Annotated in this window: 16 protein-coding genes; 6 read left to right on the top strand and 10 right to left on the bottom strand. The window is 34.7% G+C overall.

Annotated elements, in window-relative coordinates:
• The first annotated feature begins 146 nt into the window (after window positions 1–146).
• The gene (locus FG382_RS12360; RefSeq protein ID WP_142539200.1) at window positions 147–659 is read left to right on the top strand and encodes a GNAT family N-acetyltransferase; all 513 of its coding nucleotides are present in this window, start codon (window positions 147–149) and stop codon (window positions 657–659) included.
• Between the two features lie 178 nt (window positions 660–837).
• Here FG382_RS12360 and FG382_RS12355 read toward each other — a convergent pair whose 3' ends face one another.
• Both FG382_RS12355 and FG382_RS12350 read right to left on the bottom strand, forming a co-directional pair.
• On the bottom strand, window positions 838–1,050 hold the full coding sequence (locus tag FG382_RS12355; RefSeq protein ID WP_142539199.1) for a helix-turn-helix domain-containing protein: 213 nt from the start codon (window positions 1,048–1,050) through the stop codon (window positions 838–840).
• 9 nt (window positions 1,051–1,059) lie between these two features.
• Window positions 1,060–1,542, bottom strand: a complete 483-nt coding sequence (locus tag FG382_RS12350; protein WP_142539198.1) for a DUF2975 domain-containing protein — start codon at window positions 1,540–1,542, stop codon at window positions 1,060–1,062.
• A gap of 212 nt (window positions 1,543–1,754) precedes the next feature.
• Here FG382_RS12350 and FG382_RS12345 point away from each other — a divergent pair, with 212 nt between their 5' ends.
• Window positions 1,755–2,783, top strand: a complete 1,029-nt coding sequence (locus FG382_RS12345) for an alpha/beta fold hydrolase (RefSeq protein WP_142539197.1) — start codon at window positions 1,755–1,757, stop codon at window positions 2,781–2,783.
• A 96-nt stretch (window positions 2,784–2,879) separates the two neighbouring features.
• Here the strand turns inward: FG382_RS12345 and FG382_RS12340 are convergent, their stop codons facing one another.
• Genes FG382_RS12340 through FG382_RS12330 form a run of 3 tightly spaced genes read right to left on the bottom strand, consistent with a single transcriptional unit; the run spans window position 2,880 to window position 6,130 of the window.
• Window positions 2,880–3,788, bottom strand: a complete 909-nt coding sequence (locus FG382_RS12340; RefSeq protein ID WP_142539196.1) for an ABC transporter ATP-binding protein — start codon at window positions 3,786–3,788, stop codon at window positions 2,880–2,882.
• A gap of 22 nt (window positions 3,789–3,810) precedes the next feature.
• Window positions 3,811–4,998: an ABC transporter permease gene (locus tag FG382_RS12335; RefSeq protein WP_142539195.1), complete on the bottom strand. Its 1,188-nt coding sequence runs from the start codon at window positions 4,996–4,998 to the stop codon at window positions 3,811–3,813.
• A 13-nt stretch (window positions 4,999–5,011) separates the two neighbouring features.
• Window positions 5,012–6,130: an ABC transporter gene (locus FG382_RS12330; RefSeq protein ID WP_142539194.1), complete on the bottom strand. Its 1,119-nt coding sequence runs from the start codon at window positions 6,128–6,130 to the stop codon at window positions 5,012–5,014.
• A gap of 438 nt (window positions 6,131–6,568) precedes the next feature.
• On the opposite strand from FG382_RS12330, the gene FG382_RS12325 reads away from it, so the two are divergent.
• From FG382_RS12325 to FG382_RS12315, 3 genes are read left to right on the top strand one after another with little or no spacing between them, the layout of a single operon-like run.
• Window positions 6,569–7,060, top strand: coding sequence for a DUF2975 domain-containing protein (locus tag FG382_RS12325; protein ID WP_142539193.1), 492 nt, complete (start codon window positions 6,569–6,571; stop codon window positions 7,058–7,060).
• Between the two features lie 15 nt (window positions 7,061–7,075).
• Window positions 7,076–7,294, top strand: a complete 219-nt coding sequence (locus FG382_RS12320) for a helix-turn-helix domain-containing protein (protein WP_142539192.1) — start codon at window positions 7,076–7,078, stop codon at window positions 7,292–7,294.
• On the top strand, window positions 7,284–7,853 hold the full coding sequence (locus FG382_RS12315; RefSeq protein WP_142539191.1) for a hypothetical protein: 570 nt from the start codon (window positions 7,284–7,286) through the stop codon (window positions 7,851–7,853). The genes FG382_RS12320 and FG382_RS12315 overlap by 11 nt, the downstream gene beginning before the upstream one ends.
• 76 nt (window positions 7,854–7,929) lie before the next feature.
• Here the strand turns inward: FG382_RS12315 and FG382_RS12310 are convergent, their stop codons facing one another.
• The 5 genes from FG382_RS12310 to FG382_RS12290 form a co-directional block, all read right to left on the bottom strand.
• Window positions 7,930–9,165: a transglycosylase SLT domain-containing protein gene (locus FG382_RS12310; RefSeq protein ID WP_142539190.1), complete on the bottom strand. Its 1,236-nt coding sequence runs from the start codon at window positions 9,163–9,165 to the stop codon at window positions 7,930–7,932.
• 146 nt (window positions 9,166–9,311) lie between these two features.
• Window positions 9,312–10,220, bottom strand: coding sequence for a DMT family transporter (locus FG382_RS12305; protein ID WP_142539189.1), 909 nt, complete (start codon window positions 10,218–10,220; stop codon window positions 9,312–9,314).
• Between the two features lie 152 nt (window positions 10,221–10,372).
• Complete coding sequence (locus FG382_RS12300) at window positions 10,373–10,831, bottom strand: DUF2262 domain-containing protein (protein ID WP_142539188.1); 459 nt, start codon at window positions 10,829–10,831, stop codon at window positions 10,373–10,375.
• Between the two features lie 55 nt (window positions 10,832–10,886).
• On the bottom strand, window positions 10,887–11,786 hold the full coding sequence (locus tag FG382_RS12295) for a hypothetical protein (protein WP_142539187.1): 900 nt from the start codon (window positions 11,784–11,786) through the stop codon (window positions 10,887–10,889).
• Between the two features lie 112 nt (window positions 11,787–11,898).
• Window positions 11,899–12,615 carry an FAD-dependent oxidoreductase gene (locus FG382_RS12290; RefSeq protein WP_142539186.1) on the bottom strand — a complete coding sequence of 239 codons (717 nt, stop codon included), beginning with the start codon at window positions 12,613–12,615 and terminating at the stop codon, window positions 11,899–11,901.
• A 285-nt stretch (window positions 12,616–12,900) separates the two neighbouring features.
• Here FG382_RS12290 and FG382_RS12285 point away from each other — a divergent pair, with 285 nt between their 5' ends.
• Window positions 12,901–13,266, top strand: a complete 366-nt coding sequence (locus FG382_RS12285; RefSeq protein WP_142539185.1) for a DUF2188 domain-containing protein — start codon at window positions 12,901–12,903, stop codon at window positions 13,264–13,266.
• Window positions 13,267–13,614: the final 348 nt, after the last annotated feature.

Raw genomic sequence — 13,614 nt, 5'->3', positions numbered from 1 at the left:
TGCAATATTCAAATTTCTAATTGTTTGTAGCTGCATGTTCTGAGTGAATTATGCTTGGTAGCAAGCGGTTAAAAAGTTCAATTTTACGTTTTGGATAAAGAGCACTAAAATAAATAGAGAAAACATTTCGTAGGAGGAAGAAAAATATGATAAGGGAAGCAACTCCAAAAGATTTAATGGACATTTTAGAAATCTATAATGACGCTATTGTCCATACTACAGCAGTTTACTCATATGAACCCCAAACACTTGAAAATAGACAAGCATGGTATGAACAAAAGAGGAATGAAGGCTACCCAATTTTAGTATTCGAGGTAGATAATAAAGTCGCTGGGTTTGCAACATTCGGTCCCTTTAGACCATGGCCAGCTTATAAATACTCAATTGAACATTCCGTTTATGTAAATAAAGAATACAGAAAAATGGGTATCGGATCTTCTTTATTAAAAGAGATAATCTTAATTGCCAAAGAAAGAGAGTACAAGACTTTAATTGCTGGAATTGATGCAGCGAATGAAAAAAGTATTGCCCTTCATAAAAACTTAGGCTTTGTTCACTCAGGTACCATTGAAAAGGCAGGTTTTAAATTCGAGAGATGGCTTGACTTAGCTTTTTATCAATTAGAGCTTAACGGACCAAAAAATCCTTTAGAAGCATAAAAATACCGAGTACAAACCATTGAACAGAAAATAAACAGATGCAGTAAAATCAGTCAAACAATAAATAGACCCAGACCAATTTCTATTGGTTTGGGTCTATTAAGCTTATAACCAGTTAGGATTGACAATTTCATTTAAAGAAAAGAAAAAGGACCTAATGTATAGTCCTTTTTGTGTTTTATTCTTCGTCACTTTTGTACTCTAAAATATCACCTGGCTGACAATCTAAGGCTTTACATATCGCTTCTAAAGTGGAAAGACGTACTGCTTTTGCTTTTCCGTTTTTTAAAATGGAAAGGTTAGCCATCGTAATTCCCACCCGCTCAGAAAGCTCCGTAACACTCATTTTTCGTTTTGCTAACATTACATCAATATTTATAATAATCGCCATATCCTCACCTCAGACCGTTAAATCATTTTCAGATTTTATATCTATGGCATTTTTTAATAGCTTTTGCAGAACTGCCGCAAAGACTGCAATCACGAGAGTAGCAAAAATAAGGACCAGTCCAATTAGAATAATACCAGGAGCATCGTCCATCTCTGCAATCATATAGAAAATAGGCATTCCTAATACAAACAAAATACTAATTGTATTTGCACTGTATTTTATCTTCTTTAAAGCTGTTACAGATAATTCCGAGAAGGCTTCATTCTGGTCAATATAACTTAAAAGTTTATAAGCTTGATACAGAGCAAAGTAAAAAGGTATTGCTGCTACATACAAATCTAGATAAACGAGATATTCCAAATACGCGTAATCTGGATACAATTCAGTTACAAAATCAGCTATCTCCGGCACTACAAAGATACACAAAGCAAGCACGGGAATTCCCATCACAATTAGCGCTAACTTCAAAAATAATGTTGATCCTCGTTTCAAAAAAGACACCTCACTTATTTATTGTCCATTTGAATTTAACACATCATTTATTGAATTACAATAAATTTTTGTTGTTTATTGTTAATAAAAATATAAATAAGTTCATGCTTAAGATGTAGCCAATCTCGTCCCGGAGGCTTACAAAACTTCTTTGTTCAAATGCTATATTTATTTATGAAGGAATAATTCTAGTGAAAGGAGGGAGAAACCATATGAAAATGACCAAAAAAATTTGGAAATATTTCGGGTTAATCATGATAATATCGCTAGTAATAGCACTTTTTTCTCCCACATGGACGCAGCAGATTAAAGGAGAGAACAGCATTAGTGAATTAGAACAAGTAAAGATAAATGGAAGTAAACACGAAATTATGATACGTGGTAATGACAAGGATAATCCCGTCATTCTTGTTGTGCACGGAGGGCCCGGAACCCCTGAAATACCATATGTCGATACATATCAAGACTTATTAGAAACAAATTTTACGGTCGTTCATTACGACCAAAGAGCAAGTGGTAAATCCTATCATTTCGGTGAGGACTATTCGAATCTATCAACCGATTTATTAGTGGAAGACTTGTTGGCTATGACCGACTACATATCAAAGCGCCTTGGAAAAGAAAAGGTTATCTTGATGGCCCATTCTGCTGGTACATATATTGGAATGCAGGCTGCCGATTTAGCCCCCGAAAAATATGAAGCATATATTGGGATTGGGCAGATGAGCGATACCATTGAAAGTGAGATGGATGGGTTGAACTATGTGATTGATCAGGCTAAACAGAATGGTAATACGGAGGATGTTTTATATTTGCAAGGATTAACCGAGCAAATCAGAAACGGTGAAATGGTTACCCCAAGAAATTATGTGATGAAATATGGTGGAGCTACAAGACTGATTGAGAATCCTGGAGATAATATAAGTGTTTTACTGAGCAGTGAGTATAATTTATTAGATGTCATTCGTTATAATTATGGAATGTCCTATACTCAACAAAAGTTGCTCAAGGATATATTGGAAAATCCACTGCCAACTATCGTAACAAAGCTTGAAATGCCTTTCTATTTCGTCATGGGGAAGTATGATTATATGACTTCATCTCGTGCAGCGAAAAACTATTTTGATAAGATTGAAGCGGATCAAAAGGAATTTATTTCTTTTGACCAATCAGCTCATTATCCACAATTTGAAGAGAAAGAAAAGTTTTACGAATGGATGGTTGACACATTTCTCAAATAAATATAAACAAGGAGTATTTAGAAGTATAAATAGATCCCAAGCACCGAAGTTATCTAAAATCGTGTAGTTGTTGATAACTTCGTGCCCCATCTGTTCTTATACTTCTTGATAATACATAGAATACAAATCATTCAGTGTGACTTTCCCAACACTAAACTCTATCAGTTGGTTTTCTTTCAGAAATTCTACAATATGTCCTAATTCCCTGGAATCATAGCCACGTACATCTATTAAAGTAATGTCGTTTGGTAATACTTTAACATTTGTTTCTGGAAACACTTTTGTAAAATTTTCTTTTATGTTATTTAGCATTCCGATTACTCGAACGGTAGTGATTTCTCTCTGTTCAAACCCTGGGGATAGTTCGTTGATAAGTATTAACTCTCCATTTTTCATAAAGAAAATACGATCTGCATACTTTTCTAGGTTTTCTAATAAATGAGAAGCCACAATAATCGTCTTTCCTTCAGACTTCTTTTTAACTAATATTTGTGAAATAAGTTCGACATGGGTGGGGTCCAGTCCGTTCATGACCTCGTCCATTAACATGACTTGGGTATCTGATACAATTTGCATCGCAAAACACAGTCTTTGGCGCATCCCTAAAGAATATGTTCCTGTCGGCTTATTAATATAAGATGTCATTCCTAACTCTTTTATTGTATAGTCTATCAATTTTGTATTACTACTCCACATGGAGGAATAGATTTTTAAATGCTCTTTTCCAGAAATCTGATTGTATAAATCACTTTGATCAGGCATCATGGATACTAGTTGATGGATTTTTACTTCATTCTTTTTATTCGTATACTCCAATGTATTGTTAAGAATTACTTTTCCGTTATTTGGGTTAATATAATTCATGATGACATTCATAAGTGTTGACTTCCCTGTCCCGTTAGGAGCTACCAACCCAATTATTTCTCCAGGATGAAACATTACAGAAACATCTTTTAAAATATCTCTTCCCGAAAACTGAACCCCAATATTTTTTAACTCAATCATGTCTTCCCTCCACTCTTATAAACTAAAATAACCTAAACTTTCTACGACGACTGATCAAGAACATGATGAACAAAAAAACGCATACACATAGCCCAATCACGAACAGTCCAGTTCCAAATGTAAGTGCATCGGTACTATAAAGAAAGTTCCGGTATCCAGCAATAATTTGTCCAGTTTGTATATAACTTGTAGGATACCAATGAACATCTCGAATAGCACCTATTCCGCGAGCATAGTACATAAACTCAGCAATAACAAACACACTTCCCACCAATAGATTAGCAAACTCATTTTTGATCACTATACTTACTAGGAGAATCAAGGAAATAAAAAATAAAAACCAGAAAACAATGAATAGCAAATTTTGCATAACGTATTGGCCTATCGTTATATTTGAAAATAGTTTTTCGCTAGCCAAATAAATCGGAACAGGTAATTCAAAATCACCGAGACCATTTCGAGCTCCTATTATGAATAATCCTACAGAAAGCGGAATGATTGCTAGGAGGCTTCCTAGCAAAGAAACTCCTCCTTTAACTAATAACTTTCGCCAATCAGAAAGTGGTAACCCTTGTAATAATGTTGTATTGCGCCGATCCTTTAGCACCACATCCACAGTGAAGAACATACAACTAACAATAAGAATTAAAGGGAGGTAAGAATGTAATAGACGTTGCAATGTTTGCAACGCAGTCCTTTCCTCGAAAACATTTATAGATAAATCTGACTCCCCTTCTGTGTAACCTTCGTAACGACTGGCAGAATATAAATACGCATAGTGACCGTCCCACGTTGCGTAGGTGTTCTCATACGTGTAATACCTTGGATTGTAGTACAGATATCCATTTTTTAAAGTCATTTCATCGGCATACGAATACCATTTGGATGTGGACTCCGCATACTCTTTCATATTATGCTGTCGAATTGCATCCAATCTTTTTTTATCATATTCATTCCATTGGGGATATATAGTAGCTGCAAATACCGTTAAAGGGTGTGTCCAATTATTGATCACTACATTATTCAAGAACTCTTCCCTAGTTAAATATCGTGCTTCTATCTCATACTCATCTACTTTTTCAATAGGATCGTATTCTGGAGCTGTTTTCAGCGCATAATAGCAGGAGAAGAAAAGTAAAATAACATAAATGGCGATGTTCTTTTTATTGCTCATAAATTGTAAGAATTCTATCTTGAAATATGCTCGCACTCTCTCACTCCTCCTACACCTTTTGAAGTTTTCCAGTAGTTAAAAATGACTTTACAGCAACTATCATTACGACAATACTAATCCAGATATACATAAGTCCGTATGTGCTATTTAAAGCGATCGGGTTGGCCAAATCGAGTGTCTGTCCATTCAATACACTAGAAAAGTTCAAATAGTTAAACGGATTAAAAGGTATAAAATTCATCATGCTAGGAAATAACAAAGGGAAAATAAATAATAACAATTCCATAAACAACGTCAAATACATATTCTTCAATAAAACATTCAAAATAATAGAAAGTAATATAGTAAAAATGGAAATGCTAATCATATAGAGTATAGCTACACCTATGTATTTGTATATTGGATAAACGTCAAACGTTCCATTAAAGATAGCTATAGGATATAACGGGTTGCCTAATTCCTTAAAATAAATTAATGGTAGGCTACAAACAATTAACTCCAAAATAAACACTCCTACTAGAAGCATGGATGAGATACATTTAGCGATAACATACTTATCAAACGTTATTGGATACCCCTTAATCAAAGACGTATGCCGAAAATCTTCTATCATGATTCCACATGAATAAATACTCATAAAAACAAACCAAATAGATCCAAGCATACCGAATAGATATGCGAGAAACGGAAAGAAGGATAAGGAATCCACTGATAGTGGCATTCCTGCTTTCTTTATGTATTGAAAGAATGCACTCTCCAATTGAATCTCTGTTTTCGAAGGTAGATTGTTCGCTACCTTATCATATCCTTCCATATCAAATGCTTTCAATCTTAGATCCACAACATCAATCGCTGTCTCCACATACACTTCCGAAAGCCCCATTCTAACCGCCATTTTTTGCTTAGAAATATATTGTTGCTGGAGCACTATATTCTTATATAGGTCGCTACCATTTCCTTTATCACTAGCATCTACGTTTTGAAATTTATTCAATGCTACAGAAATTGATTGATATTCCCCAGATTTTTCTTTTAGGGAGTTTCCTAAATCCTCCGTTTTCACAAAAAAAATCAAGCCAAAAACAAATGTTGCCACAACAATACAAGCAAATATATTTTTTTTATTCGATTTCTCTAGAATAAAAAAGGTCTTTAAAATCTTCCACACGGACATCCCTCCTCCAAGTAAAGAATTTCTTCAAAAAGCTAACACTTTTATTCCTCGCCCTCCCCAGAAAACGGAACATTCAGTCATTTCGGCGCGTTTTTTCGCCTTTTCTATTAGTAACTTATGCAAATGTCCAACTAGTTTTTCTTAAAAAAATTAAATACATCTTTATACAATATTATCCAAACAGTTACAGATAAGCAACCTAAATTCGATTCATACTAACACTACAAATAAAGAGCTTCTACAATCGATGATATAGTTTCTTCCCTCACATATTCAGCTTCAAATGAATTGGAAGTATTACACCCTACATATATACCAACAATTACACACCTGTAATTCAATAATAAAATAATGATAATTAATAATTATATATTGTAATACGATAAATAATTTGCTAAAATCAATTCATAATAATGATATGAGGTGTTTTTAATGAAACGAGGAACAACACTCTTTTTAAAGTTGGCGGTTATTTTGATGGGAATACCCGTACTTGCTTTGTGTTTATTTGTGTTACCTCAGATTGCAAATGAAGCATATGAGGCGATGGAAAGAGGTTCCGATTTAGCTTTTGTGGTTTATAGTATTTTAATGGTTATGTACATTTCGGCAGTTCCATTTTACTTCGCTTTGTATCAAACCTTTAGCCTTTTAACCTATATAGACAAGAATCTAGCTTTCTCGGAATTATCTGTGACAGCTCTAAAGAAAATAAAAAACTGTGCTATCATTATAAGTTTTTTGTATCTGATAGCCCTACCATTTGTCTTCATTATGGCAGAGATAGACGATGCCCCCGGTCTTGTAATAACAGGGATGATTCCTATTTTTGCTTCCATAGTAATTGCAGTCTTTGCTGCTGTTCTCCACAAGCTTTTAAAGGACGCTATCTATTTGAAAGAGGAAAACGATTTAATAGTCTGAGCTGAGGTGAATAATATGGCCATTATAATAAATATTGACGTAATGCTTGCTAAACGAAAAATGAGTGTGACCGAACTTTCGGAGAGGGTTGGAATCACAATGGCAAACCTTTCTAATTTTAAAAATGGAAAGGCAAAAGCGATTCGGTTAACCACTTTAGAGGCGATTTGCAAAGCTTTAGAATGTCAGCCGAGAGATCTTTTAGAATATAAAGGTGAGGATTATGTTCAGTGAAAAAACGATTTATATCCTTTTAACTGACACTGGAACAATTTTAACAAGAATGATCAAGTCTTATACGAAAAAACCCTATAATCACGCCTCAATCGCATTTGATGCTGAATTATTCGAGATATATAGTTTCGGGAGAAAAACAGCAAAAAATCCTTTTATGGGAGGGTTCGTTAGAGAAGATATCCATTCTATCTTATTTAAGCAAGCAAATTGTGCCATCTATTCTTTAACCATTCCGAATAATGAATTTCAAAAGATGCATCAATATATCCAAGAAATTGCTGCGCAAAAGGAACATTATCGCTATAATTTTATAGGATTATTTGGTGTGCCGTTTAAAACGCCGATAAAAAGAAAGAATGCTTTCTTCTGTTCTCAGTTTGTGGCATCTGTCTTAACGGAAAGTAAGATCATTGGCTTTGAAAAAGATCTTTCGCTTGTTGAACCAAGCGATTTACCACATTCTGCGAATTTTCAATTGATTTTTGAAGGAAGATTAAGGGATTATCATCAGAGAGATAAAAACAAAAGGGATTCTATTTTGGTAATCCCATTATAAAACTCTACTAACTGAGCAGAAATAAAGGGCGATACATAACTAAATATGTATCACCCTTTATTTTTTATGACAACTTTTATTGAGCAAGTAACGCTAACTTCCTTTTAGATGGTGTTTCGTATTTTACTTTAGTGGACTTTTGAACGTAGCTTCCGCCACCTACACCATATAAACCGCCATTATTACTCTTATAGCTATAAACTCGATATTCTTCGCCTTTTTTCAATGGACGAACCGTTGTCAAAGAACCGTTGCTTTCTATTTTAACTAAGTTGGTATTAGTGAGAATTGTTACTTTCCCTATTTGCCCTATTTTTAGTTCTGTTTTCCCCCACATAACCTTTACGGGAGTTGTAGGTATAACTAGCTTTTTCGTAATGTAAGCTGATGAAATATAACCTGCTACCTTTTGATCGGCCGTTTTAACCGGGTACCAAACAAATTGATTTTTACTAGTCGGAGATTGGTCATACAGGAAATTTCCATCAATCGTCAAAGCAGTATTTTTAGTTACAGCTTTTGCAGCAGATGAAGTACTCGGTTGTGACCTTAAATTTACTGCGTCCACTGTTATCTGTACCTTGTCTCCTTTTTGAAAACGATAGGCAGAGGTATGCGTCTGCTCTTTTACTGTGTATTCCTTCATTTTAAACACTATATTTTCAATACTGTTAGGATCATATTGAAAGTCAGCACTAAGGAAAGGAATTTGACCTAATTTTGTACCATTTAAGTAACTATCTTTTTCAATAAATGAAAAAACCTTTTCTTGATAAGCATCTATATTCTTTATACCACTGGACTGATACAGAGGACTATTAACAGGCTTTATACCGTTATAAGCCATGACTGGAAAGTACCAATTTTCGATTACTTCTGGTCCTGCTCCCTTTATTTTGGGCAGATCTTTACGCTCATACATACTGCGAAGGATTTCGACACCTGCTTGAATATTATAGTGGATGTCGTCTTTTAATCTTTCTTGATCATAGTTTGATTGATTGGTAACTTGCATAAGACCGATCCCATTATCTGTAGAAATTACTGGCTGACCATTCTCGTCAAATTGTTTCCACGCTCCGTTTTCTCGTGAAGCCACCGCTTTTACCACTTCGGGAGGAATATTCGCTTCCAAAGCAGCATTCGTCAGTAAGCAGTTCATATGCTGAAAAGTAGGATTTTGGTTTGGCTTTATTGTCCCAAATGATGAACACTTAGAAGTCCAGGTAGACTCGGCGAAAGCTTCTTCATATGAAAAACCTAGGAGCATTAAACAAGTTAAAAATCCTGCGATCATTTTGATTGATTTCATTCCTTCATTCTCCGTTCATAGAATTATTTAGCTTAATATAGTATATTTTACCATAATAGATTAATAGTTTGTCCAGTCGGAGGGATTATCATTGGAATAATTTAAGAAATAGTACCCTCTTTCTATATTAAAAGCTAATTTACCTCCTATACTTTCGATACTTGTGCAACGACGGTATTAGAAGATTTCACGCGAAAATTTCCCGATAAATATAGACCAAACAAAACAAAAATGGTCCCGACTACTGCATGTATCGTGATACGTTCTCCTAAGAGTACTGCTGCCAATAGATAGCCAGCTACAGGATTCAAAAGCAACCAATTGTTTGCCACAATGGCATCTTTTTTTAGCAAGTAAAACCAAAGACTTAAATTGAAAATAGATAGAGCAAAGATAGACCAAAGTAGATAACCGATAAATTTATAATCCATCGTGATTGGTTCACCAGCCTCTAACAGAAGGGATGGGATAATTAAAATAAGACCTCCAAAAACTACCTGCCATGTGTTAACTACAATGGATGGTAATTGTAAATTCGTTTTTTTGTAAACAAGGCTACCGACCGCCATCGATATAATCGCACAAGCTAATAATAAAATACCCCCAATAGTAGCATGACTACCTATTAATGATGGGTAAGAAGCGATGAATAATCCGATAAATGATATTACCATCCCACCCCATTCCTTTCGCCCAATGGATTGCCCTAAAAATAAGAAGGCCAATAGAGCATACAACAAAGAATTTGCCGGTACGAAAAGATTAAAAATACCAGAGGAAACCGTTTGAAGAGCGATTAATCCTAATCCTAAAAACAAGGAAGTATTTAACAAACCTAACCAAAATAAAATAACAAATTCCTTCTTATTCGGCACTGCATATTTTCCTTTTTGTAGTACATAGATATAGATTAATAGCAACAAACCAGCAATAATAAAACGCAGTGTAGCGAGTGTTAATGGAGGAGCAGAATGAAGTCCAAATTTCATTGCGATTGCTCCAGAAGCATATAAAACAGTAAATAATAGACCCAGCATTAGACTTTTAAGCCCCATAGACTTCTACTCCCCTCGACTTAATATACTCCTATTATTGCAGTACTTGTCCTATTAATCCATAATTTAGCGCAATATTGCGAATTATCATAAGTTGCTCGTTAGTTTTAGCTCATTTCTCCATAATCTTTAGGATAATACTTAAACTTAGATTACACTTCCGTATTTAATAACTTGTAATCATTGTCGAAATGGGCATGAATTCTGTGTCCACCAAATAAATTTCCATCATTATATTCACAGTATATATCCTTTTCTCTAATTTCAATGTCATAGAGAGAAATTGCTTCAGCAAATTCTTCTTTAGTTACATCATATTCCCCTGCATCTACAGCATCCCAATTGAGATTTTCATCATCTTCGTCATACTCAGGCCAAAAATCATTTTTGTGATTAATTAGCTTTTCTGCTATGGCTGTTTTCGCCTTTCGATTAAATTCTTCTAAGACTAAAAAAAGTGCTTCTGCTCTTTTAAGCATCTCATTCTGATTAACCAATTCATCTATTATATTTAATTGCCAATGTATTTTCCCTTTACTTGCTTCAAATGTTTTAGTGTCCTCATTATATGTAAATACTCCGATTAATTCACTTCGTATTATTTTTTCCATTGCACAAACCCTCTTCTAAGCATAAACTTCTATTCAATTAAAGTTGTGTCCTCCACTAAATGGAAACATCAAGATTTGTTGTAGCTTTCTTCATCTGTTCTATAAGACATTGGCGCAATACCTCCTCAATAGGAGCGTTGCGACTTTTCAAGAAACGGACCATAAAGAACCCGTCTGGGGCAAGCATGCTCAAAATCAGTTCATGCTGCACTCCAGAGCTGCCCTTGAATTTGGATTCAATGATGGAATAATTCTCTCCCTGCAACAAGATATCACTATATTCCAGATTGTTTCCCTCCATATACGCATTTGTATGCTCTTCTATCGAGTCAGCCTCCAACTTTTGAAAATAATCAAATGTAAGCTTTTCCGATGTCCGATATGTATATCGCTCCTCCTCCGGATAATAGCCAATGAACTCACTATCGGTGTATGTAAGATAGGTCGCTGGTTTGAAATGCTGCAGTTGAATAATATCAATAAAGCGCTTCATATTGTCGAAGTACACAGCCCCCGGTGGCACAACCGCATTCTCACCTGAGAGAATTTTTCCTTGAAGATCCAAAAACAGTTCACTGTATCTTGCATACTTCCTAATCCAAATTTTTTTATCTTCTACCTTAAGCTGTACATAATAGCTTGATATATTGTTCGGGTTTGTCCCTTTTTCATCCTCTTCATTTATACATGTATACATATGTTTCCGCGTATATGTAAAACTTGCTTCCTCCTCATTCATATCCAATAACTCTAGTTTGAGAATTTCAGAAGTAATATTATAAATTTGAAAGTTCATCATAAGGGAAAAGTGATTTAAAAAGGAGATATCGCGTTGGTCTGGATGAAACATTTTCGACAATTGTTCCATTTCTTTATCCGTATACATTGTTTCCAGTTTCCAAATGAGTTCCTTGATTGTTTTATCATTTATTTTCGGTTTTCTTTTGAAAAACATTTTAAGCTACCTCCAGTAAACAAATTATCTTATATGTTGTTTTCATTTTTAAACAAAAAGACCCTGTTTTGAAAAAGATTAATCAAAACGGGGTCATTCTATTTTTTCTCGTTTAAATAGACATTTCTACTGATAAAAACTCAGACATTTTTTGTTCATGCTTATCGAGTATCATCTGTTCTGGGTTGATGCCCTGCTCACGAAGTACTTCAATGTTCTGCACAAGGAATTCGTCGCTACCGACAATATAGAAAAGACCATTCTTGTCTTCAGCAAGTCTTTTCACTTCCTCGTAATACTCTTTACGGTTATCGACGAACTGTGATGTAAACTTCTTTTCAGGTGCAGATTCAAAAACATTAGTGAATAAGAAATCCTTCGATGAATCGATGTTCAAAGAATGAATCTGATTAACGTTGTCCGCACGTTGTAAATAATCAAGTACAAGCGGTCTGAAAGTTGCCAGGCCAACACCTGATGATAGCAGGTAAACATTTTTATCTTCTCTTCTAAGCGGCACATTGGAATGAGTTTTAAATATTGCAACTTCATCCCCGACTTGATGATTTCTTAAAAAAGCTTTGAACTCGGAGCACTGCTCTTTGATACGTGTTGTGATGCCGATTGAATTTTCGTGCGGTAAAGTAGAAATCGACATGTGACGAATCAGGCTGCGGTTTGGTTTCTCTCCGGCATTAAAACCTTTCAGTGCGAAGTGGGTATGCGAGCCTTCTTCCCATGTAAAGTCTTCCGGACGATCAAGCAAATACGTTTTAACCTCTGGCGTTTCTTCAATAATCTTGTTTATTTTAGTCCAGTATATTTGCATTATTTATTCTCCTCATCCATTTATATATGTCGTTACTATCTAGCATACAATAGGTGATAACTATTCTCAATTAAAAAGATTAGAAATATAGTATTTATATTTCATTACGTTTTATGAACTCAATTTTAGCCTTAATTTATAGAGGTATTGCGATTATACAGGACAATATTTATATTGGATGTTTCAAACAATTTTTCAATTCGACTGCAGAATACTTTGTTGCAATTCAAAACGTTTTAGCTCATTGAAAATGGGAAAACATAGGGTAAAAAAGGAGGCTACCTTATGCCATGGAATCACAACGATTATCCAGATTCAATGAAAAATTTAAATCCAGATGTACGAGAGAAAGCCATCGAAATCGCTAATGCCTTATTACGGGACAATTATGATGAAGGACGAGCTATTGCCATTGCAACCTCTCAGGCAAGAAAGGCTGTAAATGATGAAGAAGAAAATCGCATCACATATGAAGTGATTTCTCGTGATACAGACTGGATCCTAACTAAAGAGGATGGGAAAAGGGCTATCTTTGCTGAGGAAACAAAAGCGGATTTGCTTAGCAAGGCCAAACCTTATGTAAATGAACATAATGGAATTCTTAGAATTTACGAGGAAGATGGTTCTGTTGAAGATACTTTGTATGAGTAAAATCGGTGCCGGTACCTAAACTATTCAAATATTTTAGGTACCTGGCACCCAACACTATCTCATACGACGTACTATCTCGCAAAAATACAGTTCCACCCTTAAACCTTTTGTTACTTAGTGCTAATGAAATCTATCCTATAGTAAATGTTTCAAAATATTTTAATTTACATTATAGTTAGTAACCCAATGTTATGGTTATAACTTTAAAATACCCAGTAATAATATTAATTATTTTGGAAAGCGAATCTTTAACTAAACCAGCTAATAGGATGTCAATATTTTTCTTTAAAATTTCTATTAATCTTATGATATACTATTTTGTGCATGACAAATAGCCCTCCAAAAACC

It is taken from the genome of Psychrobacillus lasiicapitis, from assembly GCF_006861795.1.
GTDB lineage: Bacteria > Bacillota > Bacilli > Bacillales_A > Planococcaceae > Psychrobacillus > Psychrobacillus lasiicapitis.
The sequence above is the reverse complement of the archived record's forward strand: the minus strand, read 5'-3'. Positions and strand labels throughout refer to the sequence as shown.

Coding starts and splice junctions, on each gene's coding strand:
- FG382_RS12360 (WP_142539200.1), top strand. CDS start 147: ATGATAAGGGAAGCAACTCCAAAAGATTTAATGGACATTTTAGAAATC.
- FG382_RS12355 (WP_142539199.1), bottom strand. CDS start 1,050: ATGGCGATTATTATAAATATTGATGTAATGTTAGCAAAACGAAAAATG.
- FG382_RS12345 (WP_142539197.1), top strand. CDS start 1,755: ATGAAAATGACCAAAAAAATTTGGAAATATTTCGGGTTAATCATGATA.
- FG382_RS12340 (WP_142539196.1), bottom strand. CDS start 3,788: ATGATTGAGTTAAAAAATATTGGGGTTCAGTTTTCGGGAAGAGATATT.
- FG382_RS12325 (WP_142539193.1), top strand. CDS start 6,569: ATGAAACGAGGAACAACACTCTTTTTAAAGTTGGCGGTTATTTTGATG.
- FG382_RS12320 (WP_142539192.1), top strand. CDS start 7,076: ATGGCCATTATAATAAATATTGACGTAATGCTTGCTAAACGAAAAATG.
- FG382_RS12315 (WP_142539191.1), top strand. CDS start 7,284: ATGTTCAGTGAAAAAACGATTTATATCCTTTTAACTGACACTGGAACA.
- FG382_RS12310 (WP_142539190.1), bottom strand. CDS start 9,165: ATGAAATCAATCAAAATGATCGCAGGATTTTTAACTTGTTTAATGCTC.
- FG382_RS12305 (WP_142539189.1), bottom strand. CDS start 10,220: ATGGGGCTTAAAAGTCTAATGCTGGGTCTATTATTTACTGTTTTATAT.
- FG382_RS12300 (WP_142539188.1), bottom strand. CDS start 10,831: ATGGAAAAAATAATACGAAGTGAATTAATCGGAGTATTTACATATAAT.
- FG382_RS12295 (WP_142539187.1), bottom strand. CDS start 11,786: ATGTTTTTCAAAAGAAAACCGAAAATAAATGATAAAACAATCAAGGAA.
- FG382_RS12290 (WP_142539186.1), bottom strand. CDS start 12,615: ATGCAAATATACTGGACTAAAATAAACAAGATTATTGAAGAAACGCCA.
- FG382_RS12285 (WP_142539185.1), top strand. CDS start 12,901: ATGCCATGGAATCACAACGATTATCCAGATTCAATGAAAAATTTAAAT.